We start from the raw sequence: 26,036 nt of genomic DNA, 5'->3' as shown, positions 1-26,036 counted from the left end.
ATGCAACCGGAACTCACTTGACGGCGTCCTCGTCCATCAGCGTGACTGCCATGATGCACGCACGCGTGTGCCCCGTTTTTTCACTCACGAGAACCGTACGCCCGTTTTAGTGAGTCAGACCGTATGCCCGATGAACCGGAGGAGGACGGGATGAGACTGCTGCTCGTCGAGGACGACAACCATGTCGCCGCCGCCCTGTCCGCGGTCCTGAAACGGCACGGTTTCGAGGTCACACACGCGCGCAGTGGCGAGGAGGCCCTGCAGGCGCTCGTGCCTGAGGGGCCCGGCTTCGGGGTCGTGCTGCTCGACCTGGGACTGCCCGACCAGGACGGGTACGAGGTCTGCGGCAAGATCCGCAAGCGCACCGCCACCCCGGTGATCATGGTGACCGCCCGCTCCGACGTGCGCTCCCGTATCCACGGCCTCAACCTGGGCGCCGACGACTACGTGGTGAAGCCCTACGACACCGGGGAACTGCTCGCCCGGATCCACGCCGTCAGCCGCCGCACGGTCCACGAGGACCCGGCCGCGGGCGGCGAGGACGCGCTGCGCCTGGGCCCCGTGCAGATCGAGCTGCCCACGCGACGCGTCACGGTGGACGGTTCGGTGATCCAACTGACCCGCAAGGAGTTCGACCTCCTGGCGCTGCTCGCCCAGCGCCCCGGTGTGGTCTTCCGCCGGGAGCAGATCATCAGCGAGGTGTGGCGCACCAGCTGGGAGGGAACCGGGCGCACCCTGGAGGTGCATGTGGCCTCCCTGCGCGCCAAGCTGCGCATGCCCGCGCTGATCGAGACCGTGCGCGGCGTCGGCTACCGGCTCGTCGCCCCGGCCGCGTAGCGGGGACCACGCTTGCGTACACGTCTCCTGCCGCTGCTCATCGTCCTGATGGCGGCCGTGCTGCTGGCCCTGGGCGTGCCCTTGGCCGTCAGCGTGGCGGGCGCCCAGCAGCAGAAGGTGGTCGTCGACCGCATCGACGACACCGCGCGCTTCGCGGCGCTCGCCCAGTTCGTCACCGCCTCCTCGGACACAGGCGACCCCGCGGTGACGCCCACGAACGAGCGACGCGAGACGCTCGGCCGGGAGCTCGACAGCTACTACGACGTCTACGGCATTCGTGCCGGCGTCTTCTACGGCAACGACACCCCCATGGCTCATGCCCCGAGGGACTGGTACCTCCCCGAAACGGGTGAGGTGCGGGAAGCCTTCGAGGAGGCGCTGCTCAGCCGTCGCAGCCATGACCCGCAGCAGGTGTGGCCATGGCAGCGCCATCGGCTCGTCGTGGCGTCGCCGGTCATCCGGGACGGCGACGTCGTCGCGGTCGTCGTCACCGACTCGCCCACCGGGGCCATGCGGTCGCGCATCCTGCACGGCTGGCTGGTCATCGGCGCGGGCGAGATTGCCGCGCTGCTGCTGGCCATCGGCGCCGCCCTGCGGCTGACCGGCTGGGTGCTCAAGCCCGTGCGCGTGCTGGACGCCACCACCCACTCGATCGCGAGCGGCCGCCTGAAATCCCGGGTGGCGGTGGCCGGCGGGCCGCCCGAACTACGGCGGCTGGCCGGATCGTTCAACGAGATGGCGGACAACGTCGAGGACGTGCTGGAGCAACAGCGCGCCTTCGTCGCCGACGCCTCGCACCAACTGCGCAACCCGCTCGCCGCCCTGCTGCTGCGCATCGAACTGCTGGGCTACGAACTCCCGGAGGGCAACGAGGAGATCGCCTCCGTCCAGAGCGAGGGCAAACGCCTGGCCCAGGTCCTGGACGACCTGCTCGACCTGGCGCTGGCCGAGCACGCCGAAGCCGACCTGCGGGTCACCGACATCGGCGCGCTGGCCGCCGAACGCGTCGCCGCCTGGGCGCCCACCGCCGAGGCCAAGGGCGTCCGCCTGGTGGGCGACTGCCCGCCCACCACCGCGTGGGCCGACCCGGTGACGCTGTCCAGCGCACTGGACGCGGTGATCGACAACGCGGTGAAGTTCACCCCGGAGGGGAAGAGCGTCGAGGTCACGGTGGCGGCCGACGGCGAGACCTCGACCGTCGTCGTCACCGACAACGGGCCCGGGCTGACCGATGAGGAACTCGCGCGCGTGGGCGACCGCTTCTGGCGCAGCGGGCGCCACCAGAACATCAAGGGTTCGGGCCTGGGCCTGTCCATCTCCAAGGCCCTGCTCGCGGCGGGCGGCGGCGGCCTGTCCTACGCACACCACGAGCCCAGTGGCCTGACGGCGACGGTGTCGGTGCCCAGGACGCCGACGTCGTAGCGACGGGGCTGTGGCTCTGAGACGGCCTACGGCTCAGATACGGCCTGCGGTTCAGATACGGCCTATGGCTTGACCGAGCGGTAGTAGCGGCGGGCGCCCTCGTGCAGCTTGAGAGGGTCGGTGTAGATGGCCGTGCGCAGATCGACCAGCTGGGCAGAGTGCACATGCGCGCCGATGCCGTCCCGGCTCTTGATCACGGTCCGGGTCAGCCATTCCGTGAGTCGCGGAGCCATGTTCGTGCGCGTCATCAGCAGGTTGGACACCGCGATCGTCGCCACGGTAGAGCCGTCCTGGATGGTGGGGTAGGCCGACTCGGGCATGTTCGTGGCCCGGTAGTAGCCGGTGGAGTCGTCCTTGCGGTGCATCAGGGCGACGAGCTCGGGGCCGATCGGCACGAACCGGAAGTTGAAGCTGTCGGCCAGCGTCTCCAGGCCGGCCGTCGGCAGCCCGCCGGACCAGAAGAACGCGTCGATCTTGCCCTGCTTCAGCTTCTCCGGACCGGTGTCGATGCCCTCCGACTCGGCCTTGATGTCCTTCGACGGGTCCAGGCCCGCCGCCTGAAGCACCCGCTCGGCGATCAGTCGAACACCTGAGCGGGGCAGCCCCGTCGCCACGGTCCTGCCCCGCAGATCCGCGACGGACCGGATGGCCGAGTCGCGCGGCACCACCAGCTGGACGTAGTCGTCGTACAGGCGGGCCACCCCGCGCAGTCGGGCAGCCGAGCCGGGGTGCTGCCGCTCGTACGTCTCCACCGCATCGGCCGCGGCGATGGTGAAGTCGGCCTGGCCGGCCGCCACGCGCGCGACGTTCTCCTGCGATCCGTTGCTCGTCGTCAGCTTCACATTCAGGTCGGGCATGTCTCTGGCGAGCTCGGCGCGCAGCCGGGTGCCGTACTCGTAGTAGACGCCGCTGGTCGTGCCCGTGCTGAAGGTGATCGACCCGTGCGGCGGCTCCTCGCCCAGCGGCTGCAGCCACCACAGCAACAGCCCGAGGACGACGGCACCGACGGCCGCGCCCTGCAGGGCACGGCGCCTGCCGACACGCGAGAACACCTTGGACATGGGCGCGATCCTGCCAGCCGGCACACCCTGCTGACCAGCGCATGGCCCGTCCAGCCGGTTGCGGACGGGCCGGACGGGATTGTCAGTGGGCGTCGTTACAGTCGGTGCATGAGCTCTTCCTCGCCCGCCGACCTGGTCCGTGAGTTCCACCGCGCCTTCGGCCTCGACGCCCGCAGTACGCCCACGGAGGTGGCGGCCGGCCTCGCCGCGCACCGCGGGGAGCTGCTCGCCGAAGAGGCCGCAGAGGTCGCCGAGGTGTCGGTGAGCGGCCCGCTGGACCGGCTCGCGCACGAGCTGGCCGACGTCGTCTACGTCGCGTACGGCACGGCCCTGGTGCACGGCATCGATCTCGACGCGGTGCTCGCCGAGATCCACCGTTCCAACGTGACCAAGCTGGGCCCCGACGGCCAGGTCGCCCGCCGCGCCGACGGCAAGGTCCTCAAGGGGGAGCACTACGAGGCGCCGGACGTGTCCGCGGTGCTGCGCCGCCAGGGCTGGATACGCGGCGGCGCGGCCTGAAGCGGGGGCGGCGGGCGCCGTCCGGTGGCGCGCGCCACGGTCCGCGGTCCACGCCGTGCCTTCGACGGGACGTCAGTCGCCCACCGGGGTCTGGTGCCGTGCCTCGGGCAGCGGCTCCGCCGTGCCGCCGTCGCGGGGCCTGCGGCGCCGAGCCCACCGAGCCGCCAGTGGCTCCGTGTAGCGGGCGGTGAGCGGGCCGAGGACGACCAGGATCAGGACGTAAGCCGTCGCCAGCGGTCCCAGGGACGGCTCGATTCCGGCGGTGACAGCGAGTCCGGCGATGACGATCGAGAACTCCCCGCGCGCCACCAGCGCACCGCCCGCCCGCCAGCGCCCCTTGACCGAGATCCCGGCCCGCCGCGCCGCCCAGTAACCGGTGGCGATCTTCGTCGCGGCGGTGACGGCCGCCAGCGCGAGGGCGGGCAGGAGGACGGGAGGGATGCTCGCCGGGTCGGTGTGCAGTCCGAAGAAGACGAAGAAGATGGCCGCGAACAGATCCCGCAGCGGGCTCAGCAGGGTGTGCGCGCCCTCCGCGGCTTCCCCGGACAGCGCGATGCCCACCAGGAACGCCCCCACGGCCGCCGACACCTGCAGCTGCTGCGCCACACCGGCGACCAGGATCGTCAGCCCCAGCACGACGAGGAGCAGCTTCTCCGGGTCGTCGCTCGACACGAAACGGGAGATGACCCGGCCGTACCGCACCGCCGCGAACAGCACCAGCCCCGCGACGCCCAGCGCGATCGCCAGGGTCACACTGCCGGCCGCCAGCCCGACCCCGGCCACCAGGGCGGTGACGATGGGTAGGTAGACCGCCATGGCCAGGTCCTCCAGGACCAGCACGCTGAGGATCACCGGCGTCTCCCGGTTGCCGACCCGGCCCAGGTCGCCCAGCACCTTGGCGATCACCCCGGACGACGAGATCCAGGTGACGCCCGCGAGCACCACGGCCGCCACCGGCCCCCAGCCCAGCAGCAGCGCGGCGGCCGCACCCGGCACGGCGTTCAGGGCGCAGTCCACGAGCCCCGCCGGATAGTGGGCCTTGAGGTTGGAGACCAGATCGCTCGCCGTGTACTCCAGGCCGAGCATCAGCAGCAAAAGAATCACGCCGATCTCGGCGCCGGTGGCGACGAACTCCTCGCTCGCGCCGAGCGGCAGCAGCCCGCCCTCGCCGAAGGCAAGGCCGGCCAGCAGGTACAGCGGGATCGGCGAGAAGCTGAAGCGGGCGGCGAACCGGCCGAGCAGGCCGAGGCCCAGGATGATGGAACCGAACTCGATCAACAGGACGGCGGAGTGCACTCGATCACTCCCGCCCGAGTATCGCCGCGGCCGCGTCCACGCCCTCGCGGGTGCCGATGACGATGAGGGTGTCTCCGCCCGCGAGACGGAAGTCCGGCGCCGGGGACGGAATCGCCTCGGCCCGCCGCAGCACCGCCACGATCGAGGCACCGGTCTCCGTGCGCATCCGGGTGTCGCCCAGCAGCCGCCCGTTCCAGCGCGAGGTCGCCGCCACCTCGACGCGCTCGGCGACCAGCCCCAGGTCCGTGGTGTAGAGCAGGCTCGCGCTGTGATGGGACGGCATCAGCGCGTCGATCAGCGAGCCCGCCTCGGCGCCGGTCAGGTGCAGCGACTGCGCGCAGGAGTCGGGATCGTCGGCCCGGTACACGCTGACCGTTCGAGTGCCGTCGCGGTGCGCCACCACCGACAGGTGGCGCTGCTCCCGCGTCACGAGGTCGTACTGGACCCCGATTCCTGGCAGCGGTGTCGTCCGGAGGCGTGGCGCAGACACGTTTCTTCCCCTTGCTGGTCGGGTGCCGGGAGTCGCCATGCTGCCATCCACCCGTACGGTGACGACATGGGTGTCGTGACGGATGGACAGGGCGGGCGGCGGCCGGAGAGGCTGGTCACGGCGGTAGGAGCCGGCGTCGGAGCGGCCGGAGCGGCCGGAACATTCGGAACAACAGGAACGGCCGGAACAACAGGAACAGCCGGAACTGGGAGAACGGGAGGAAGGGGAGGAGCCGCGCACGTGTCGCTGTTCTGGCGGATCTTCGTCCTCAACGCCGTCGCTCTGGTCGTGGCGGCCGCACTGCTGCTGGGTCCGGTCACCGTCTCCACGCCGATACTGCCGGGCGAGGTGCTCGTCGTCGTGGCCGGACTGGTCGCCCTGCTGACCGTCAACGCGGTCGTGCTGCGCATCGGCCTGGCCCCGCTGGGACGACTGGGCCGGGCCATGGCCGACGCCGACCTGCTGCGTCCCGGCGCCCGTGCCGTGGTCTCCGGACCGGTCGAGACGGCCGAGCTGATCACCACGTACAACGCCATGCTGGACCGGCTGGAGGCGGAACGGGCCGCCAGCACGGCCGGGGCGCTGTCCGCCCAGGAACGCGAGCGCCACCGCATCGCCCGCGAACTCCACGACGAGGTCGGCCAGACCCTCACCGCCGTGTTGCTCCAGCTCAAACGGGTCGCCGACCGAGCCCCGGAGGACCTGCGCGAGGACCTGAGCCAGGCGCAGGAGGCCACCCGGGCGGGCCTCGACGAGATCCGCCGCATCGCCCGCCGGCTGCGCCCCGGCGTCCTCGACGAGCTCGGCCTGCTCAGCGCGCTGCGCTCACTGGCCGCAGAGTTCACCACCCCGGGACTGACGGTGCGCCACGACCTGCGCACCGGTCTGCCCCCGCTGACCGAGGAGACGGAACTCGTGCTCTACCGCGTGGCCCAGGAAGCCCTCACCAACACCGCCCGGCACTCCGGCGCCGACCGCGCCGAACTCCGGCTGAGCCCCGTCGCCGACGGCGTCGAACTCCTCGTACGGGACAACGGCAGGGGCCTGGACGCGGCGGCCGGGAAGGGCGCCGGCATCCGGGGGATGCGCGAACGGGCCCTGTTGATCGGGGCGACCCTCAGCGTCTCGTCGAGGGCGGACGGCGGCGGGGTCGCGACGGCCCGCGGGACGGCCGGTGGGACGGACGGGGCGTCGGCAGGTGGGACAGACGTACGGCTGCGGGCGGCGACGGGCGCCGACCGGGCGGACGCCACGCTCCCGGCCCCTCCCGGAGACCACGGATGACGGACGGCACCGCACCGCCCTCGCCCACCGCACCGATGCCACCCACCGCAGGGGCCTCGCCCACCGCACCAGCCTCGCACGGGTCACCCGCCGCGCCGACCCGTGTCCTCCTCGCCGACGATCACACACTCGTTCGTCGGGGCGTGCGGCTCATCCTGGACGGCGAGCCCGATCTGACGGTGGTCGCCGAGGCCGGGGACGGGGCCGAGGCGGTCGAGCGCGCCCGGGCGGGGGACATCGACCTGGCCGTCCTCGACGTGGCCATGCCCCGGATGACCGGTCTGCAGGCGGCCCGTGAACTCTCCCGCCGCCTCCCGGAGCTGCCCCTGCTCATCCTCACGATGTACGACAACGAGCAGTACTTCTTCGAGGCCCTCAAGGCCGGAGCCGGCGGGTACGTCCTGAAGTCGGTCGCCGACCGGGACCTGGTCGAGGCCTGCCGGGCCGTGGTGCGCGACGAGCCGTTCATCTATCCGGGCGCCGAGCGGGCCCTCGTCCGCTCCTACCTGGACCGACTGCACCGAGGCGACGGCGTGGAGGGCCTGCCCGAGCGACCTGTCACCGAACGCGAAGAGGAGATCCTCAAGCTCGTGGCGGAGGGCCACACCTCCAGGGAGATCGGCGCGCTGCTGTTCATCAGCGCCAAGACCGTCGAACGGCACCGCGCCAACCTCCTGCACAAGCTCGGCATGCGCGACCGCCTGGAGCTCACCCGCTACGCGATCCGCGCCGGCCTCATCGACCCCTGAGAACGAGCCCGCGAAGCCGGGCGTGCGCAGAGTTCCGGCTGTCGTCCTCCCCCGCGACGAAGGGGAGGCGGGCGGTCTCCGGGGAGCGCCTACCCTTGAGCCATGACCAGCAGCAGCGACCGGAGCCTCGCAGTGGACGTTCACGCACCCAAGAGCTATGAAATCCGCACTTACGGGTGCCAGATGAACGTCCATGACTCCGAGCGATTGTCCGGGCTGCTCGAAGAGGCCGGCTATGTGCGCGCCCCCGAGGGGTCGGACGGCGACGCCGACGTCGTCGTGTTCAACACCTGCGCGGTCCGCGAGAACGCCGACAACCGGCTCTACGGCAACCTCGGCCGGCTCGCGCCGATGAAGTCGAAGCGTCCCGGGATGCAGATCGCGGTCGGCGGCTGCCTCGCGCAGAAGGACCGCGACACCATCGTCAAGAAGGCGCCCTGGGTGGACGTCGTCTTCGGCACGCACAACATCGGCAAGCTGCCGGTCCTACTGGAACGTGCGCGCGTGCAGGAAGAGGCGCAGGTCGAGATCGCCGAGTCCCTGGAGGCGTTCCCCTCCACGCTGCCGACGCGGCGCGAGAGCGCCTACGCGGCCTGGGTGTCGATCTCCGTCGGCTGCAACAACACCTGCACCTTCTGCATCGTCCCGGCCCTGCGCGGCAAGGAGAAGGACCGTCGCACCGGCGACATCCTCGCCGAGATCGAGGCGCTGGTCGGCGAGGGCGTCTCGGAGATCACGCTGCTCGGCCAGAACGTCAACGCCTACGGCTCCGACATCGGCGACCGTGAGGCCTTCAGCAAGCTGCTGCGCGCGTGCGGCGCGATCGAGGGGCTGGAGCGCGTCCGCTTCACCTCCCCGCACCCGCGCGACTTCACCGACGACGTCATCGCCGCCATGGCCGAGACGCCCAATGTCATGCCGCAGCTGCACATGCCCCTGCAGTCGGGTTCGGACACGGTCCTGAAGGCGATGCGCCGGTCGTACCGGCAGGAGCGCTACCTCGGGATCATCGAGAAGGTCCGCTCCGCCATCCCGCACGCGGCGATCACCACCGACATCATCGTGGGCTTCCCCGGCGAGACCGAGGAGGACTTCGAGCAGACCCTCCACACGGTCCGCGAGGCCCGCTTCGCACAGGCCTTCACCTTCCAGTACTCCAAGCGCCCCGGCACCCCGGCCGCGACCATGGAGGACCAGATCCCCAAGGAGGTCGTGCAGGCGCGCTACGAGCGCCTCGTCGCCCTCCAGGAGGAGATCTCCTGGGAGGAGAACAAGAAGCAGGTCGGCCGGACCCTGGAGCTGATGGTCGCCGAGGGCGAGGGCCGCAAGGACGGCGCCACCCACCGCCTCTCCGGCCGCGCCCCCGACAACCGCCTGGTCCACTTCACCAAGCCGGAGCAGGAGGTGCGCCCGGGCGACGTGGTGACGGTCGAGATCACCTACGCCGCCCCGCACCACCTCCTCGCCGAGGGCGCCGTCCTGGACGTGCGCCGCACGCGCGCGGGGGACGCATGGGAGAAGCGCACCGCGGAGAAGGCGGCGAAGCCGGCCGGTGTCCTGCTGGGGCTGCCCAAGATCGGGGTGCCCGCCCCGCTCCCGGTGGCCACGGGCAGCGGCTGCGGCTGCGACTGACGGCCGGCGCGACACCCGTCGGGGTGCCCCGCCGATCACGTGCGGGGCTACCCTGCCGATCATGCTTGTCGCCGCCGCAGTCTGCCCCTGTCCGCCTCTCCTGGTGCCCGAGGTCGCCGCGGGCGCCGCTCCCGAGCTGGACGCGGCGCGTACCGCCTGCTCCGACGCGCTGTCCGTGCTGGCGGCCGCCCGGCCGGACCGTCTCGTCGTCGTCGGGCCCACCGAGCAGGCCGGGCGGGGACCGTACCCGCAGGGTGCGCGGGGCTCGTTCCGCGGCTTCGGGGTGGACCTCGCCGTACGGCTGGGCCGTGACGGCGGTGACGCGCAGCCCGGACGCGACCTGCCGCCGTCCCTCGCCGTCGGCGCCTGGCTGCTGGCGCGCGCCGGCTGGTCGGCTGCCCCCGTGGAGGGACTGGGCGTGGGGGAACCGCTCGTGGGCGAGCGGTGCGTCGAGGTCGGACGGGAGATCGGCGCGATGCCGGGGCGGGTCGCGCTGCTGGTGATGGGCGACTCCAGCGCGTGCCGGACGCTGAAGGCGCCGGGCTACCTCGACGAGCGCGCGGCCCCCTTCGACGCGGAGGTCGCACGGGCGCTTGGCACGGCGGACGTGACGGCTCTCCAGGCGCTGGACGCGGAGCTGGCGTACGAGCTCAAGGCGTCGGGCCGGGCGCCCTGGCAGGTGCTCGCGGGCGCCGCCGAGGACGCCGGGCTGACGGGCGCTCTGCTGTACGAGGACGCGCCGTACGGCGTCGGATACGTGGTCGCGGCCTGGTCGTAGCGGACGGGCCGGAGGGCGTGAAACGGCGGACGGCCGCGAGCGTCTCCGCTCCGCGGCCGTCCGCCGTTTCACGCGCGGTTCAGGAAGCCGGTGGAGGCGGGGTCGGCGGAGTGAACGTGTCCCCGCCGCCCGCTGGAGGCTCGTCCTTGTGCGCGATCCGGTCCATGGCGCCCTTGGCCTTGTCGGTGCCCGTATGGATCTTGTTGCTGTACTTGCCCTTGGTCTTCTCGTCGACGACATGCGCGGCCTTGTCGAGACCGTGCTGGATCTTGTCCCCGTGCTGGTGCGCGAGGTCCGAGACCTTGCCCTTGGCCGGGGCGAGCTTGGCCTTCAAATTGTCCAAAAGACCCATGGGTCACCTTCCCTCGCGGGTTCCCTACGTGCGAGCGCCTTCGCCGGCCTCGCTGTCGGCCGCTTCCTCGGCGGACTGCTGCCGGGGAATCTCGACGCCGTCGTCGGCGGCGGCCGGCTCCGCTGCCGGTTCCGCCTCTGCCGCCGTGCCGTCCTCGGCTTCGGTCGCCTCCTGGGTGACCTCTGCAGCCGGTTCCCCGTCGGTGCCGTCCTGCGGCGTACCGCCCGGCGCCTCGGCGGCGTTCGTCGCCTCCTCGGCAGCCGCCTCCTCCGTGACCTTCGACCTCCGGAAAAGTCGCGCCAAAACGCCCATATCCACTCCATACGGTACTCGTGCGGGCGAAATCCCGCGTTGGCCGGTGCGTCCGATTGCGCCACCGGGGCCGCCGCCCCTGCGAAGGGCGACGGGAATCTCGCAACGGGCAACGACTCCGGGCCGGTGCCGTCACGTAACTCGTTCGAGGGCGGGGGTCGAGGTTTGCGAGACTGGTGCAGTGAGCAGCGCACCCCCCGCCCCCCGCGTCATCGCCGTCGTCGGACCGACCGCGGCCGGAAAGTCCGATCTGGGCGTCTTCCTGGCCCAGCGACTCGGCGGCGAGGTCGTCAACGCCGACTCCATGCAGCTCTACCGAGGGATGGACATCGGCACCGCCAAGCTGACGCCCGAGGAGCGCGGCGGCGTCCCGCACCACCTCCTCGACGTCTGGGACGTCACGGTCACCGCCTCCGTCGCCGAGTACCAGAGGCTGGCCCGTGCGCGGATCGACGCCCTGCTCGCCGAGGGCCGGTGGCCGATTCTCGTCGGCGGCTCCGGGCTGTACGTCCGTGGCGCCGTCGACAACCTGGAGTTCCCCGGTACCGACCCCGAGGTCCGCGCCCGCCTCGAGGAGGAGCTCACGCTGCGCGGCTCGGGAGCGCTGCACGCCCGGCTGGCCGCCGCCGACCCCGAGGCCGCGCACGCGATCCTGCCCGGCAACGGCCGCCGGATCGTGCGGGCCCTCGAGGTGATCGAGATCACCGGCAAGCCCTTCACCGCCAACCTGCCGGGGCATGACTCCGTCTACGACACCGTCCAGATCGGGGTCGACGTGGCGCGCCCCGAACTCGATGAGCGCATCGCCCGCCGCGTCGACCGCATGTGGGACGCGGGGCTTGTGGACGAGGTCCGCGCGCTGGAGGCGCAGGGCCTGCGCGAGGGGCGCACGGCCTCGCGCGCGCTCGGCTACCAGCAGGTCCTCACGGCCCTGGCCGGCGAGTGCACCGAGGCCGAGGCGCGCACGGAGACCGTGCGTGCCACCAAGCGCTTCGCGCGCCGTCAGGATTCGTGGTTCAGGCGCGATCCGCGGGTGCACTGGTTGAGTGGGGCTGCGGCTGATCTCACAGAACTTCCGGAGCTCGCGCTGGCGTTGGTGGAACGACCGGTTACAGCCTGATCACGTCATGGCATCGGGACGCCCAGGCCGTCATCCGGGCCTCCGGTGCCGTGCCATCATCGAGCTTCGATCGACAAGTGGAGTCCGAGTTGGGAGGGCGCGTGGCGATGGAGGCCGGCCCTCGCGACACCGCAGAAGGCACCGAGCACCGCACCGTCGAGGGCGCTGAACCGGAGCCCGAGGAGAGCCGTCTGAGCCCTGACGGGCCGGACGAGGACGACACCCAGGGCGGTGTGAGCGACGACGGTCCCGAGCCGGAGGAGATGTTCGCGAGCGGCCCCGAGGTCGAGGTCGAGCTGCGCCCGCAGCGACGGCTGCGGATCTGGCAGCTCGCGCCCATCGTGGCCCTGGCCGCGATCGGCTCCCTGATGTTCGCCTTCCCGCTCGCCTTCGACTTCGGCGACAGCGGGGCCATGATCGCCATGCTCGGGCTGCTGATCTGCTTCTGCGCGGCCGGCTGGGGAATGACGGCCGCCCGCCGCGTCGGTTACACGTGGCCCGGCCTGCCCCAGCGCGGCTCCGGGCGCCGGCCCGACTGGCGGGTCGTCCTCGCCTACGTCGTGATGGTCGCGGCGGTGGTGGCCCTGGCCGTCTGGCGGGTCGCCCGGCTGCGCTGACCGTCGCGCTCGCCCACCCCGTACGATCGAGGAATGAGCACGCGGATCGCCTTCCTCAAGGGTCACGGCACCGAGAACGACTTCGTGATCGTCCCGGACGCCGAGAACGCCATCGACCTCACCCCGGCCGCGGTCGCCGCCCTGTGCGACCGTCGCGCGGGCATCGGCGGCGACGGAGTGCTGCACGTCGTGCGCTCCGCCGCACACCCCGAGGCGAAGGACATGGCGGCCGAGGCGGAGTGGTTCATGGACTACCGCAACGGCGACGGCTCCGTCGCCGAGATGTGCGGCAACGGAGTCCGCGTCTTCGCCCGCTATCTCCAGCGGGCCGGGCTCGTCCCCGAGGGCGACCTCGCGGTCGCCACGCGCGGGGGCGTCAAGAGCGTGCACATCGCCAAGGACGGGGACGTCACGGTCGGCATGGGCAGGGCCCGGCTCCCCGAAGGGGACGTCACGGTGAGCGTCGGCCCGCGCAGTTGGCCCGCGCGCAACGTCAACATGGGCAACCCGCACGCCGTCGCCTTCGTGGACGACCTCGCCCACGCCGGCGACCTGTTCTCCCCGCCGCCCTTCAGCCCCGCCTCCGCCTACCCGGACGGCGTCAACGTCGAGTTCGTCGTGGACCGCGGCCCGCGGCACGTCGCCCTGCGCGTGCACGAGCGCGGGTCCGGCGAGACCCGCTCGTGCGGCACGGGCGCGTGCGCCGTCGCCGTGGCGGCCGCGCGCAGGGACGGCATCGACCCGGCGGCCACCGGGACGCCGGTCACCTACACCGTCGACCTGCCCGGTGGCCGACTGCTGATCACCGAGCGGCCCGACGGGGAGATCGAGATGACCGGGCCCGCAGTGATCGTCGCCACAGGAGAGATCGATCCCGAGTGGCTGGAAACAGTCGCCCGTTGATCCCGACACGGCATGGCATCGGAGGCCGGGACGGTCTGATGGCAGGCGGGAGCACGCCCCGGGGGCCGGTCGTGGGTTCGAATGCGCGACCGCCCCTCGGTCGGGTGGCTCAAAACCGTAAACCTCTTATCCGTCGCTCGAAGGGGTGATCCGTTTCACGCTCGGCGAGAGGCGGTCAGTCGCGCGTGATGGGCTCGGTAGCATCAAGCACCGGCCCGGACGGGGGACCATAACCAGTCCCCTGAGCCGTGTCCGCCCTGGGACACCCCGTCCGCCGGTCCACGCAGCCGGAGGTGCCCATGAGTGCGGAGGCCACGAACCCTGCGACCCCAGGCCCGGTAGTACCGGCCACGCCCCGCAGGCGCAGCCGTCCCCGGATCGACCTGCGCCGCCTGGTCGGGGCCGCGCTGCTCGGTCCCACCTCCCGCGGCCGACTGCCCGACGCGATCGGTCACGTGGTCGAGGTCCACCGCGCCCACCATCCGCACGCCGACCTGGAACCGCTGCACCGCGCCTACGTGCTCGCCGAGTCCTCGCACCGCGGCCAGATGCGCAAGAGCGGCGAGCCCTACATCACCCACCCGCTCGCCGTGACCCTGATCCTCGCCGAACTCGGCGCGGAGACCACGACCCTGACGGCCTCTCTGCTCCACGACACCGTCGAGGACACCGATGTGACGCTCGATCAGGTCGGTGAGCAGTTCGGCGCCGAGGTGCGCTATCTCGTCGACGGCGTCACGAAGCTGGAGAAGGTCGACTACGGGGCGGCCGCCGAGCCCGAGACCTTCCGCAAGATGCTCGTCGCCACCGGCAACGACGTCCGCGTGATGTCGATCAAACTCGCCGACCGGCTGCACAACATGCGCACCCTGGGGGTGATGCGACCCGAGAAGCAGGCGCGCATCGCCAAGGTGACCCGCGACGTCCTCATCCCGCTCGCCGAACGCCTCGGCGTCCAGGCGCTCAAGACCGAACTGGAGGACCTGGTCTTCGCGATCCTCCACCCAGAGGAGTACGAGCACACCCGCGAGCTGATCGTCGACAACGCCTCCCGTGCGGACGACCCCCTCGCCGAGTTCGCCGACGCGATGCGCACGGTCCTGCGCGACGCCGGCATCCAGGCCGAAGTCCTCATCCGGCCACGGCACTTCGTCTCCGTGCACCGCGCGGCCCGCAAGCGCGGCCGGATGCGGGGCGCCGACTTCGGCCGCCTGCTGGTGCTGGTGAACGAGGACGCCGACTGTTACGCCGTCCTCGGCGAACTGCACACCTGTATGACGCCGGTCGTCTCGGAGTTCAAGGACTTCATCGCCGTCCCGAAGTTCAACCTGTACCAGTCGCTGCACACCGCCGTCGCCCGCGAGGACGGCCAGGTCGCCGAAGTCCTCATCCGCACGCACCAGATGCACAAGGTCGCCGAGGCCGGCGTCGTCGCGCTCGGCAACCCCTACACGGCTCTCGCCGAGGAGCAGACCCGGGAGGGAGCCCCCGCCGACGGGGAACGCGTCGACCCCACCCGGCCCGGCTGGCTCTCCCGCCTCCTCGACTGGCAGGAGGCCGCACCCGATCCCGACACCTTCTGGTCCACCCTGCGCGAGGACCTCGCCCAGGACCGCGAGATCACCGTCTTCCGCCCCGACGGCGGCACGCTCGGCCTGCCCGAGGGGGCGACCTGTGTCGACGCCGCGTACGCGCAGTACGGCGAGGACGCCCACGCCTGCATCGGCGCCCGCGTGAACGGCCGCCTGGCGACCCTCAGCACGGTCCTGCGGGACGGCGACACCGTCCAGCTCCTCATGGGCCAGGACCCCGCCTCGGAGCCCTCCAGGGAGTGGCTGGAGCACGCCCACACCCCCGCCGCCCGGATCGCCATCCAACGATGGCTGGCGACGCACCCGGCCCCGGCCGAACACGAGCACCCCGAACCCGCAGCGAGCTCGGGGACCGTGAGCCCTCCCAAGGCCGCCGAGCCGACCCCGCGGAACCCGGCCGACGCGCCCGCGGCCGACGCGTCCGCCGCGCGGCCCGGCGCCGCGATCACCGTCGTGGACCGGCCCGACGCGAGCGTCCGGCTCGCCGGATGCTGTACGCCCGTGCCGCTCGACGAGATCACCGGCTTCGCCGTGCGCGGGGGAGTGGTGACCGTCCACCGCGCCGAGTGCGCGGCCGTGGCGCGCATGGCGAACGCGGGGCGCGAAGAGGTCGACGTGCGCTGGGGCGACACCACCGGATGCCGGGTCACCCTGGTCGCCGAATCCTTCGGCCGCCCCCATCTGCTCGCGGACCTCACCGAGGCGATGGCCTCGGAAGGTGCCGAGATCGTCTCCGCGACCGTCGAGCCCCCGAGCCAGCAGCGGGTGCGCCACACCTACACCGTCCAACTCCCGGACGCGGCACACCTGCCCACCCTCATCCGCGCCATGCGCAACGTGCCCGGGGTGTACGACGTGGACCGCGCGCAGCACCACGCCTCGTCCTCCTCCTCGGGGACGATGTAGGCATCCCCACGCGCGCGTGCACGCGTCGCGCCGGATCCGCTCGCCGGCGTCACGCACGCGCACGTGGGCAACCCGTTCGGGTGGGGCGGGCGCGCGTCGCCGACGCGGCGCCCGTGTGCGCTGGTAGCGGTGGTGCATGCTGCTCACCCCCCGCGCCCGGACCCCGCGAGCCCCGTCCGCCCGACCCGGACCCTCCCGTCGGCTGAAATCCGCGCTGCTCGCCTCGGCCGTCTCCGTCTGCCTGGTCGCCGCGAGCGCTCCGCCGACCCCGCTCGGCGTCGGCGACCGCCTCTTCCCGGACCTGGGCAACCCCGGGTACGACGTCGCGTCCTACGACCTGTCCTTCACCTATTCCGGCGCCAACGACAAGCCACTCCAGGCGGTCACCACCATCGACGCCTGGACCACGACAGCCCTCGACCGGATCAACCTCGACTTCGCCCACGGCAAGGTCGACTCGGTCGAGGTCGACGGCGAACCCGCCGCCTTCGCCGGCGCCGGCGAGGACCTGGTGGTCACCCCCAAGGACGCGCTGCCCCCGGGCAGCTGGATGCGGATCACCGTGCGGCACACCAGCGACCCCGTGAGCCCCGCCGACCGGGACGGCGGCTGGATCAGGACCACGGACGGTCTCGCGATGGCCAACCAGGCGGACGCCGCCCACCTGGTCTTCCCGTGCAACGACCACCCCTCCGACAAGGCGATGTTCACCGTCCGGATCACGGCCCCCAACGGCTACACGGCGGTGGCCAACGGGCTGCCGACCGGCATGGACCGGGTCGGCAGGGCGACCACCTGGACGTACCGCACGCAGCACCCCATGGCCACCGAACTCGCCCAGGTGTCCATCGGCCGGTCCACCGTCGTGCACCGCGCGGGGCCGCACGCCCTGCCCGTCCGGGACGTCGTGCCCACCAAGGACCGCAAGCTCCTCGAACCGTGGCTGAAGAAGACCCCCGACCAGATCGCCTGGATGGAGGGCAAGGTCGGCCCCTACCCCTTCGAGGCGTACGGCGTGCTCCTGGCCGAGGCCTCCACCGGGTTCGAACTCGAGACGCAGACCCTCTCCCTCTTCGAGAGAGACCTCTTCACCGAGCCTAGCTACCCCCAGTGGTACCTCGAGTCGATCATGGTGCATGAGCTGTCCCACCAGTGGTTCGGCGACAGCGTCAGCCCGCGCACCTGGTCCGACCTGTGGCTCAACGAAGGACACGCCACCTGGTACGAGGCGCTGTACGCGGAGGAGAAGGCGGGCCGCACACTCCAGGCGCGCATGAAGGCGGCGTACGGCGCCTCCGACCGCTGGCGCGCCGCGGGCGGCCCACCGGCGCTGCCCAAGGCGCCCAAGCCCGGCCAGAAGATCAGCATCTTCCGCCCCAACGTCTACGACGGTGCGGCCCTCGTCCTCTACGCCCTGCGCCAGGAGATCGGCCGGCCCGCGTTCAAGCACCTGGAGCGGGCGTGGGTGCACGACCACCGGGACTCCACCGCGACCACGGCCGACTTCGAGCGCCTCGCCGAAAAGATCTCCGGACGCGATCTCGCCGGATTCTTCAAGCAATGGCTGTACAGCGAGAAGACCCCGCCGATGCCCGGCCACCCGGACTGGAAGTCGGCGGCACCGATCGCGAAGGCCGACCCGAAGGCCGACGCGGACTCGAAGACCGACTCGAAGACCCTCCCGAAAGCCGGCCCGGAAGCCGCGCCGCATGCGGTCCCGAAGGCCCCGCGTACCGCGGAATAAGGCCGTGACGAGACGGGCCGTACCGTGCGACCATCGTGAGGTCGGCGCGGCACGGGCCCGGGAATCTCCCGGGACACTCGTGCGTTGAGATCCATGAAGGCCGCCGATCCGGCATCCCCAACGACGTAAGGACCCAATGACCTCCTCTTCTTCCCCTTCCCAGGACACCAAGCGCATGGCGCACGCCTACCCCGAAGGTCTTCGGGCCGATGCCCTGATGGAAGAGGACGTCGCCTGGAGCCACGAGATCGACGGAGAGCGGGACGGCGACCAGTTCGACCGCACCGAGCGCGCGGCCCTGCGCCGCGTGGCCGGCCTCTCCACCGAACTCGAGGACGTCACCGAGGTCGAGTACCGCCAGCTCCGCCTGGAGCGGGTCGTGCTCGTCGGCGTCTGGACCACGGGGACCGCACAGGACGCGGACAACTCCCTCGCGGAGCTGGCCGCCCTCGCGGAGACTGCGGGCGCCCTCGTCCTCGACGGCGTCATCCAGCGCCGCGACAAGCCCGACGCGGCCACCTACATCGGTTCCGGCAAGGCCGACGAGCTGCGCGACATCGTCCTCGAAACGGGCGCGGACACCGTCATCTGCGACGGTGAGCTCAGCCCGGGGCAGCTGATCCACCTCGAGGACGTCGTCAAGGTCAAGGTCATCGACCGTACGGCCCTGATTCTCGACATCTTCGCCCAGCACGCCAAGTCCCGAGAGGGCAAGGCGCAGGTCGCGCTCGCGCAGATGCAGTACATGCTGCCGAGGCTGCGCGGCTGGGGTCAGTCGCTGTCCCGTCAGATGGGCGGCGGCAAGGGCGGCGGCCTCGCCACCCGTGGCCCCGGTGAGACCAAGATCGAGACGGACCGGCGGCGGATCCGCGAGAAGATGGCGAAGATGCGCCGGGAGATCGCGGAGATGAAGACCGGCCGCGAGATCAAGCGCCAAGAACGCAAGCGCCACAAGGTGCCGTCCGTCGCCATCGCGGGCTACACCAACGCCGGTAAGTCGTCCCTGCTCAACCGCCTCACGGGCGCGGGCGTCCTGGTCGAGAACGCCCTGTTCGCGACCCTGGACCCGACCGTGCGCCGGGCGGAGACGCCCAGCGGCCGCCTGTACACGCTGGCGGACACGGTCGGCTTCGTCCGGCACCTGCCGCACCACCTGGTCGAGGCGTTCCGCTCCACCATGGAGGAGGTCGGCGAGTCCGACCTGATCCTGCACGTGGTGGACGGCTCGCACCCCAACCCGGAGGAGCAGTTGGCCGCCGTGCGCGAGGTGGTCCGGGACGTCGGCGCCACCGGGGTGCCCGAGATCGTCGTCATCAACAAGGCGGACGCGGCCGACCCGCTGACGCTCCAGCGGTTGATGCGGATCGAGCAGCGTTCCATCGCCGTCTCGGCCCGCACCGGCCAGGGCATCGACGAGCTGCTCGCGCTGATCGACAACGAGCTGCCGCGGCCCTCGGTCGAGATCGAGGCGCTCGTGCCGTACACCCACGGCAAGCTGGTCGCCCGCGCCCACACCGAGGGCGAGGTGATCTCCGCGGAGCACACGGCGGAGGGCACCCTGCTGAAGGTACGGGTGCATGAGGAACTGGCGGCGGACCTCGCGCCGTACGTTCCGGCGCCGGCTGCCTGAGTCGCCACGGCGGACCGCCCATGGCGGACCGCCCGAAGGCCCAACGCCCGAAGGCCCGCCCCCCTGCTGATCGCAGTGATCGCAGGGGGCGGGCCTTCGGCGTGCACGGCTCACTCGCCGCCGTAGGTCTTGCTCATGTTCTGGTAGAGCGCCTCGGCCTCCCGGCCGAGCTGCGGGCCCGCCAGCCAGGTGTTGTCGGCGGGGCCGATCGAGGTGTTGGAGACCAGCTCGGTCTTGCCGTTGACCACCCTGAACCAGCCGCCGCCGGAGGAACCGCCGGTCATCGTGCAGCCGATGCGGTACATCGCCGGCAGCGAGGTGCTCAGCGAGAACCGTCCGGGCCGGTCGAGGCACTTGAACATCTTCAGCCCGTTGTAGGGCGGCGCAGCCGGGTAGCCCCAGGCTCCCATCGTGTTCACCTCGGTCGCGGGCGGCGCGGAGAAGTCCACGTCCAGCGCCCCGCCGACCGTCTCCTCCAGCGACTTGGAGCCCTGCTCCGGCGTCACGTGCAAGACGGCGTAGTCGTAGGCGGCACCCGCGCCGCCCGTCTCCGAGCCGCCGGCGATCCACTCGTTCGAGGTCGACGCCCAGTCCGCCCACCAGTTGCCGTAAGGGGAGATCTCCGCCGCGGTGGCGTTGCCGAGCTGCGCCTCGCTCTTGCCGAGGTCGTTGTAGGCCGGGACGAACACGAGGTTGCGGTACCAGCCGCCGGCGCCGCCGGCGTGCACACAGTGACCGGCCGTCCAGACGAGGTTGGACTTGCCCGGGTGGTTCACGTCCTTGATGACCGTGCCCGAGCAGACCATCGCCCCCGCGGGCGAGTCGAAGAAGACCTTGCCGACCGGGGCCGCGTTCTCGTGATACGGCGTCTTCTCGGCCGCCGCCTGGACGGCCGCCGGCTCCGGGTCGCTGACGCCCTGGTCGGCGGCGGCGTCCTTGGTCGTGACCGTCTTGTTCGCCTCCTTCGCGGACTGCATCCGCTCCGGCTTCCACAGGCCCTCGATCACGGGGTTGACGAAGTCCTTGGCGGCGCTGAGCCACTTGTCCTTGTCCCAGTCCTGCCAGCCGCCGTCGGCCCACTTGTCGACGTCGATGCCGTGCTGCTTGAGCTTGCCGGCGATGTCGGCGGGAACCTTGACCTTGCCGTCACCGGAGCCGGCGTCGGCGGTCCGGGAGGCTCCGGCGCCGGCCTTGTCCTCGTCCGAGCCGTTGCAGGCGGTCGCCGTCAGTGCCAGGGCGGTGACGAGCCCGGCGGCGAGCAGAGTGCGCCGCCGGCCGTGCCGGTGCGCGATGGGCGTACGTGTGGAACGCATGGTGCGATGTCCCCCGTTGAAGCATGTGGATCCGTCGAAGCGCGTGGATCGTCGGAGCGTGGGAATCGGCAGGGCTCATGGGCCCCGCCATGTCATGCGCCTGTCATGCGGTCGGTCGAGTCCGTACGACGACCGCGCGCAGGCGACACCCCACTATGCCCGGGGAATTCGGGACGAACGGCGGTGGGATGGTGAAGGTTCCCGACAGGCATCCCACCGCCGATCCGGCTACTGACCGGCGAACTTGTCACTCACCGAGTCGTACACACCCTTGGCCACGTCACCCAGCCGCGGTCCTGCGAGCCAACCGGCCTTCACCGGGCCGATCGAGGTGTTGGACACCAGCGCGGGCTTGCCGTTCGACCCGGCCGCGACCCAGCCGCCGCCCGACGAGCCGCCGGTCATCGTGCAGCCGATGCGGTACATCGTCGGGTCCGAGGAGCTGATCGAGAACCGCCCCGGCTTGTCCTGGCACTGGTACAGCTTCTGCCCGTCGTAGGGCGCCGCCGCCGGATAGCCGGTCGCCGTGATGCTGTCGATCTTCGGCACCGCTGGGGCCTTGAAGTCCACCGGCAGCGCCGAACCGACCGTCTCCTCCAGGGACTTGCCGGAACCGCCCTCCTCCGGCGTCACATGGATGACGGCGTAGTCGTACGAGGCGCCGTTGCCGCCGGTCTGTCCGCCCTGCGCGATCCACTGGTCCGAGGTCTTCGTCCAGTCGCCCCACCAGACGCCGTACGGAGCGGCCTGCTCCTTGGTGGCCGTCTGCAGCTGCTCGGCCGACAGACCCTTGTCGTTGTACGACGGCACGAACACGAGGTTGCGGTACCAGCCGCCGCCCTTGCCGGCGTGCACGCAGTGGCCCGCCGTCCACACCAGGTTGGACTTGCCGGGGTGCGCCGGGTCCTGGACGACCGTCGCCGAGCACACCATCGTGCCCTCGGGGGAGTCGAAGAACACCTTGCCCGCCTCGGGGGCGTTGGCGTGGTAAGTCGTCGGCACGGCCTTCGCGTCCACCGCCGCCGGCGTCGGGTCGGTCACGCCCTGGTCACCGGAGAGGTCGCCGTCGTCGACGGCCCGGTCCGGGTCCTCGGCCTTTCGCATCCGGTCCGGGTCCCACAGCCCCTTGATGATCGGGTTGATGTAGTCCTGCGCCTCCCGCAGCCAGTCGTCCTTGTCCCAGTTCTTCCAGGCGCCGTTCTTCCACTTGTCGAGGTCGATCCCGTGCTCTTTGAGCTTGTCCTTGATGTCGTCCGGGATCGTGATCTTTCCGTCGCCGGCGGCCGACGCGGTCGCGCCGGCCCGGCCTTCCGCGTCGGTGCCGCCCGAGTCGCAGGCGGTCGCCGTGAGTGCGAGCACCGAGGCGAGGGCCACGGCGCCCAGCACGGGGGAGGTTCTGCGGCGCGCGTTCCTCCTCCGACGAGCGGTGAACGACGGCCGTATGGATCGCATGGTCTGACTCCCCCTGCTGTCAACGAACTTGAAACACCGGCCGTTCCGCCCGGGGCGGAACTCATGGTGATCTCATGACGAGTTCAGGCGGGTCTCACGGCCAGGTGCGATGCCACCACACGATATGCGGTCGCTGTGGGGGACTTCCGACGGAACGGCAACTGTTCGGTCACAGCAAGGATCTTGAGGCAACCCGTAACCAGGAGAGCCGTCCGGGGTTGGTAGCGGTGGGGGGTCCGCTGTCCGCGCCCGGCCCTCTGAACTGCGGGAGGACAGGGAGCCGTGGCCGTGACCGAGCCAGTGCCCGAGGAGGTCCCCTTGGGACGTTCCGCCGGAGTGTTCCCCGCCGGAGCGTTCCCCGCCGGGACGGCCATCGTCGCCGCTTCGTCGGGCGCGCAACCGGCGCACGAGGGCATCCTGCGGCGCCAGTCGGCACGCGAGTCGGCGGCGCGCACGTATGCGCGGGCCCTGCCCATCGTTCCGGTGCGGGCACGCGGGCTGACCATCGAAGGTGCGGACGGCCGCCGCTACCTCGACTGCCTCTCGGGCGCCGGCACCCTCGCGCTCGGCCACAACCACCCCGTCGTGCTGGAGGCCATCCGCAAGGTCCTCGACTCGGGCGCGCCCCTGCACGTGCTCGACCTCGCCACGCCCGTCAAGGACGCTTTCATCACCGAGCTGTTCCGCACCCTGCCGGCCGGTCTCGCCGACCACGCGCGCGTGCAGTTCTGCGGACCGGCCGGCACGGACGCCGTGGAGGCCGCGCTCAAACTGGTCCGCGCCGCCACCGGCCGCACCGGCGTCCTCGCCTTCACCGGCGCCTACCACGGGATGACCACCGGCTCTCTCGAAGCGTCCGGGGGCGCCTTCGACGTACGGGTGGCCCGGCTGCCCTATCCGCAGGACTATCGCTGTCCGTTCGGCGTCGGCGGCGAACGCGGCGCCGAACTCGCCGCCCGCTGGACCGAGTCCGTCCTCGACGATCCCAAGTCGGGCGTACGGCTGCCCGCCGGGATGATCCTCGAACCCGTTCAGGGCGAGGGTGGCGTGATTCCCGCGCCGGACGCCTGGATGCGCCGTATGCGGCAGATCACGGCCGACCGCTCGATCCCGTTGATCGCCGACGAGGTCCAGACGGGCGTTGGGCGGACCGGCGCCTTCTGGGCGGTGGAGCACAGCGGGGTCACCCCTGACGTGATGGTCCTGTCCAAAGCCATCGGCGGCAGCCTGCCGCTCGCCGTCATCGTCTACCGCGACGACCTCGACGTCTGGGAACCGGGCGCCCACGCGGGCACGTTTCGCGGCAACCAACTCGCCATGGCCGCCGGCACGGCCACCCTCGCCTACGTCCGCCAGAACGGCCTCGCCGAACGCGCGGCCACCCTGGGCACCCGCATGCTCGACGGGCTCCGGTGCTTGGCCCGGGAGTTCCCCGGTATGGGCGACGTGCGCGGCCGGGGGCTGATGATCGGGGTCGAGATGGTGGACCCCGAGGCGGAAAGCGGGCCCGGAGGGATCGGCTCACCGCTGGTCGCCGGTCGCGCCGATGACGGACTCGACGCGTACACCGAAGTCGACGGTACCGGTGCCGGGGTGGGTGCGGGTGCCGGTGCTGCCATGCCCAGCACGCCATCACGTTCGATCCCGGCGCAGGCCGCCTGTCCTGCCGCCGCTCCCGCGTTGGCCCTCGCCGTGCGGCGAGAGTGCCTGCGGCGCGGCCTGATCGTCGAACTCGGTGGGCGGCACGCCAGTGTCGTACGGCTGCTTCCCCCCTTGACCATCACCGACGAGCAGGCCGCGGCGGTACTCGACCGGCTGGCGGACGCGATGGCGGCGGTCTCCCGCGGTCAGGTCCACGGCCAGATCCGCGATACGGGTCCCGGCGACCACGCTCAGGCGCACCGGCAAAACCGGTCCCGGCGGCAGCCCGGCCAGGTCCCCCGCCAGGGCGACCCAGCCGAATCCGCGCACAGTGCCTGACCGCGGCCGGCCCCACCACTTCACGAGGAACGACCTTGACCACCTCCCCGCAGCCCGTCGACTCCGACTCCTCCACACCTTCGGTCCCGGTCCCCCGGCCGCAGGAGGAGACCCCCCGCGCCGAACCGCCGCGCCACCGCGCCACCGATCTCCCGGCCGATCTCCTGGAACACCCCGATCCCCGTACGGCGTCCCAGGCCGCGGCCGTCGAGAATCTGCTGCGCTGCTGGGTACGCGAGGCGGGCCTGACCGCCCCCGAAGACGGCACCCTCCGTGTGCCGCTGCCCGCCAGCGGCGTCACCCTGCTCGCCGCCGTCCACTACTGGTCCCCGACGGGCTGGCATCGCTTCGGCCTCCCGCGCCTGGCCGGCGCACCCGAGCAGTCCCCGCCCGCGGACGCCGTGACTCTCGCGGCCCTCCTGGCCCGCGAGACACCCACCGGGGGCGGCCCGTCCGCCGCAATCGCCGAAGCCGCGACGGCCCACCAGGCCCACGACGGCGCTCTCCCGACAGCCGCTCCCTCCACCACCAGCGGTGCGGGCGACGACCTTGTCGCGCGTGTGGCCGACTCCGTGCGCCGCACCGCGGTCTTCATCGGCGAGCGCAGGCACCGCCCCGCCGACGGCACCGACCTGTTCCTGACCGCCGAACAGGCGCTGGTGCTCGGGCATCCGCTGCACCCGACTCCGAAGAGCCGCGAAGGCCTCTCGGACGGCGATGCGCACCGTTACTCGCCCGAGTCGCGAGGCTCCTTCCCCCTTCACTGGCTCGCTGTCGCTCCGACCGCGCTCGCCACCGACTCCGCCTGGACCGAAGCCGGCCGTCCCGTCCCCGCCGCCCGGCTGACGGCCCGACTCGCGGGGGCCGGACTGCCGTCGCTGCCTGAGGGCGTCGCCGTGCTGCCGGTGCACCCCTGGCAACTGCGCGAGGTCCGCCACCGTCCCGAGGTCGAGGCTCTGTTCGCCGCCGGACTGCTCCAGGACCTCGGCGCGCACGGCCTTCCGTGGCATCCGACCTCCTCCGTACGCACCGTCCACCGGTCCGGCGCCCCCGCGATGCTCAAACTGTCGCTTGGCCTGCGCATCACCAACTCCCGGCGCGAGAACCTCCGCAAGGAACTCCACCGCGGGGTCGAGGTGCACCGCCTCCTGCGCGCCGGCCTGTCCAAGCGGTGGCTGGCGGCCCACCCCGGCTTCGACATCGTCCGGGACCCGGCCTGGCTCGCCGTCGACGGAACGGATGGCCTTCCGCTGACCGGCCTCGATGTGATGATCCGCCACAACCCGTTCGCCCCGGCGGACGACGTCTCCTGCGTCGCCGGACTCGTCGCACCCCGGCCGTATGCCCGCGGCACCGCGGGATGGGACGCCTCGACGCCCGAGGCCCGTCCAGCCTCCCCGGACCGGGCTCACGCCCACCGCTCCCGGCTGGCCTCGATCGTCACCCACCTCGCCGCACGGACCGGTCGGCCGCTGGGAGCGGTCGCCGCCGAGTGGTTCCTGCGCTACCTGGAGCAGGTCGTCCGTCCCGTCCTCTGGCTCGACGGCGAGGCGGGGATCGCCCTGGAGGCGCACCAGCAGAACACGCTTCTCCTCCTGGACCCCGACGGCTGGCCCATGGGTGGCCGCTACCGGGACAACCAGGGCTACTACTTCCGTGAGTCCGGCCGCGCGGGCCTCGACGCCCTGCTGCCCGGCATCGGCGAGCGCAGCGACACCTTCGTCTCCGACGAGGTCACGGACGAGCGGTTCGCCTACTACCTCGGCATCAACAACGTGTTCGGACTCATCGGCGCGTTCGGCTCCCAGCGGCTCGCCGACGAGCAACTGCTGCTCGCCGCCTTCCGGCGATTCCTCGCTGACGCTGCCTCCGGCCCCGAACCGCTGCACAGTTCGCTGCCGGCCCTACTCCTCGACTCGCCCTCCCTGCGCTGCAAGGCCAACCTGCTGACCCGCCTGCACGGCCTCGACGAACTCGTCGGCCCGGTGGACACCCAGTCCGTCTACGTCACCATCGCCAACCCCCTGCGTATCTGAGCCGTCCGAGA

Annotated in this window: 22 protein-coding genes; 15 read left to right on the top strand and 7 right to left on the bottom strand. The window is 71.8% G+C overall.

Annotated features, from left to right (window positions below; genetic code table 11):
* Positions 1 to 150: 150 nt before the first annotated feature.
* Positions 151 to 837, top strand: a complete 687-nt coding sequence (locus tag B5557_RS11870; RefSeq protein WP_079664734.1) for a response regulator transcription factor — start codon at positions 151 to 153, stop codon at positions 835 to 837.
* 12 nt (positions 838 to 849) lie between these two features.
* On the top strand, positions 850 to 2,259 hold the full coding sequence (locus B5557_RS11865; RefSeq protein WP_079659091.1) for a sensor histidine kinase: 1,410 nt from the start codon (positions 850 to 852) through the stop codon (positions 2,257 to 2,259).
* 62 nt (positions 2,260 to 2,321) lie between these two features.
* On the opposite strand, the gene B5557_RS11860 is transcribed toward B5557_RS11865, so the two are convergent.
* Positions 2,322 to 3,320, bottom strand: a complete 999-nt coding sequence (locus B5557_RS11860) for a TAXI family TRAP transporter solute-binding subunit (protein ID WP_079659090.1) — start codon at positions 3,318 to 3,320, stop codon at positions 2,322 to 2,324.
* Positions 3,321 to 3,428: 108 nt separating this feature from the next.
* Here B5557_RS11860 and B5557_RS11855 point away from each other — a divergent pair, with 108 nt between their 5' ends.
* The gene (locus B5557_RS11855) at positions 3,429 to 3,839 is read left to right on the top strand and encodes a MazG nucleotide pyrophosphohydrolase domain-containing protein (protein WP_079659089.1); all 411 of its coding nucleotides are present in this window, start codon (positions 3,429 to 3,431) and stop codon (positions 3,837 to 3,839) included.
* Between the two features lie 72 nt (positions 3,840 to 3,911).
* Here the strand turns inward: B5557_RS11855 and B5557_RS11850 are convergent, their stop codons facing one another.
* Positions 3,912 to 5,135 carry a cation:proton antiporter gene (locus B5557_RS11850; protein WP_079659088.1) on the bottom strand — a complete coding sequence of 408 codons (1,224 nt, stop codon included), beginning with the start codon at positions 5,133 to 5,135 and terminating at the stop codon, positions 3,912 to 3,914.
* A gap of 4 nt (positions 5,136 to 5,139) precedes the next feature.
* Positions 5,140 to 5,625: a TrkA C-terminal domain-containing protein gene (locus tag B5557_RS11845; protein WP_079659087.1), complete on the bottom strand. Its 486-nt coding sequence runs from the start codon at positions 5,623 to 5,625 to the stop codon at positions 5,140 to 5,142.
* Between the two features lie 240 nt (positions 5,626 to 5,865).
* Between B5557_RS11845 and B5557_RS11840 the strand changes: the two genes are divergently transcribed.
* The 4 genes from B5557_RS11840 to B5557_RS11825 all read left to right on the top strand — a co-directional run bounded on the left by B5557_RS11840 (position 5,866) and on the right by B5557_RS11825 (position 10,068).
* Entirely contained in the window at positions 5,866 to 6,909 is a 1,044-nt protein-coding gene (locus B5557_RS11840) for a sensor histidine kinase (RefSeq protein WP_079659086.1), read from the top strand.
* Between the two features lie 35 nt (positions 6,910 to 6,944).
* Positions 6,945 to 7,658 (top strand): response regulator, encoded by a 714-nt coding sequence (locus tag B5557_RS11835; protein ID WP_079664733.1) that lies wholly within the window; start codon positions 6,945 to 6,947, stop codon positions 7,656 to 7,658.
* Between the two features lie 102 nt (positions 7,659 to 7,760).
* Positions 7,761 to 9,290, top strand: coding sequence for a tRNA (N6-isopentenyl adenosine(37)-C2)-methylthiotransferase MiaB (gene miaB / locus B5557_RS11830; RefSeq protein WP_173877667.1), 1,530 nt, complete (start codon positions 7,761 to 7,763; stop codon positions 9,288 to 9,290).
* Positions 9,291 to 9,351: 61 nt separating this feature from the next.
* Positions 9,352 to 10,068 carry a class III extradiol dioxygenase subunit B-like domain-containing protein gene (locus B5557_RS11825; protein WP_079659085.1) on the top strand — a complete coding sequence of 239 codons (717 nt, stop codon included), beginning with the start codon at positions 9,352 to 9,354 and terminating at the stop codon, positions 10,066 to 10,068.
* Between the two features lie 79 nt (positions 10,069 to 10,147).
* On the opposite strand, the gene B5557_RS11820 is transcribed toward B5557_RS11825, so the two are convergent.
* Positions 10,148 to 10,420: an antitoxin gene (locus B5557_RS11820; RefSeq protein WP_079659084.1), complete on the bottom strand. Its 273-nt coding sequence runs from the start codon at positions 10,418 to 10,420 to the stop codon at positions 10,148 to 10,150.
* A gap of 24 nt (positions 10,421 to 10,444) precedes the next feature.
* The gene (locus B5557_RS11815; RefSeq protein WP_079659083.1) at positions 10,445 to 10,732 is read right to left on the bottom strand and encodes a hypothetical protein; all 288 of its coding nucleotides are present in this window, start codon (positions 10,730 to 10,732) and stop codon (positions 10,445 to 10,447) included.
* A 181-nt stretch (positions 10,733 to 10,913) separates the two neighbouring features.
* Between B5557_RS11815 and miaA the strand changes: the two genes are divergently transcribed.
* The 6 genes from miaA to hflX all read left to right on the top strand — a co-directional run bounded on the left by miaA (position 10,914) and on the right by hflX (position 19,244).
* A complete protein-coding gene (gene miaA / locus B5557_RS11810; protein WP_079659082.1) occupies positions 10,914 to 11,852 on the top strand; it encodes a tRNA (adenosine(37)-N6)-dimethylallyltransferase MiaA in 939 nt (312 codons plus the stop codon).
* A 107-nt stretch (positions 11,853 to 11,959) separates the two neighbouring features.
* On the top strand, positions 11,960 to 12,469 hold the full coding sequence (locus tag B5557_RS11805) for a hypothetical protein (RefSeq protein ID WP_079659081.1): 510 nt from the start codon (positions 11,960 to 11,962) through the stop codon (positions 12,467 to 12,469).
* Between the two features lie 33 nt (positions 12,470 to 12,502).
* Positions 12,503 to 13,372 carry a diaminopimelate epimerase gene (dapF, locus tag B5557_RS11800; RefSeq protein ID WP_079659080.1) on the top strand — a complete coding sequence of 290 codons (870 nt, stop codon included), beginning with the start codon at positions 12,503 to 12,505 and terminating at the stop codon, positions 13,370 to 13,372.
* 299 nt (positions 13,373 to 13,671) lie between these two features.
* On the top strand, positions 13,672 to 15,870 hold the full coding sequence (locus tag B5557_RS11795) for a RelA/SpoT family protein (protein WP_079659079.1): 2,199 nt from the start codon (positions 13,672 to 13,674) through the stop codon (positions 15,868 to 15,870).
* 136 nt (positions 15,871 to 16,006) lie between these two features.
* A complete protein-coding gene (locus B5557_RS11790; RefSeq protein WP_079659078.1) occupies positions 16,007 to 17,614 on the top strand; it encodes a M1 family metallopeptidase in 1,608 nt (535 codons plus the stop codon).
* Between the two features lie 136 nt (positions 17,615 to 17,750).
* On the top strand, positions 17,751 to 19,244 hold the full coding sequence (gene hflX, locus B5557_RS11785; RefSeq protein ID WP_079659077.1) for a GTPase HflX: 1,494 nt from the start codon (positions 17,751 to 17,753) through the stop codon (positions 19,242 to 19,244).
* A gap of 110 nt (positions 19,245 to 19,354) precedes the next feature.
* Here the strand turns inward: hflX and B5557_RS11780 are convergent, their stop codons facing one another.
* Together B5557_RS11780 and B5557_RS11775 are read right to left on the bottom strand one after the other, a co-directional pair.
* Positions 19,355 to 20,557, bottom strand: coding sequence for a trypsin-like serine peptidase (locus B5557_RS11780; protein WP_079659076.1), 1,203 nt, complete (start codon positions 20,555 to 20,557; stop codon positions 19,355 to 19,357).
* Between the two features lie 228 nt (positions 20,558 to 20,785).
* A complete protein-coding gene (locus tag B5557_RS11775) occupies positions 20,786 to 22,009 on the bottom strand; it encodes a trypsin-like serine peptidase (RefSeq protein ID WP_079659075.1) in 1,224 nt (407 codons plus the stop codon).
* 372 nt (positions 22,010 to 22,381) lie between these two features.
* Between B5557_RS11775 and B5557_RS11770 the strand changes: the two genes are divergently transcribed.
* Together B5557_RS11770 and B5557_RS11765 are read left to right on the top strand one after the other, a co-directional pair.
* Positions 22,382 to 23,989: a diaminobutyrate--2-oxoglutarate transaminase family protein gene (locus tag B5557_RS11770; protein WP_231976430.1), complete on the top strand. Its 1,608-nt coding sequence runs from the start codon at positions 22,382 to 22,384 to the stop codon at positions 23,987 to 23,989.
* A 35-nt stretch (positions 23,990 to 24,024) separates the two neighbouring features.
* The gene (locus B5557_RS11765) at positions 24,025 to 26,025 is read left to right on the top strand and encodes an IucA/IucC family protein (RefSeq protein ID WP_107472583.1); all 2,001 of its coding nucleotides are present in this window, start codon (positions 24,025 to 24,027) and stop codon (positions 26,023 to 26,025) included.
* Positions 26,026 to 26,036 lie beyond the last annotated feature (11 nt).

Source organism: Streptomyces sp. 3214.6 (assembly GCF_900129855.1).
Lineage (GTDB): Bacteria > Actinomycetota > Actinomycetes > Streptomycetales > Streptomycetaceae > Streptomyces > Streptomyces soliscabiei.
This window is presented reverse-complemented; position numbering and strand designations above follow the sequence as displayed.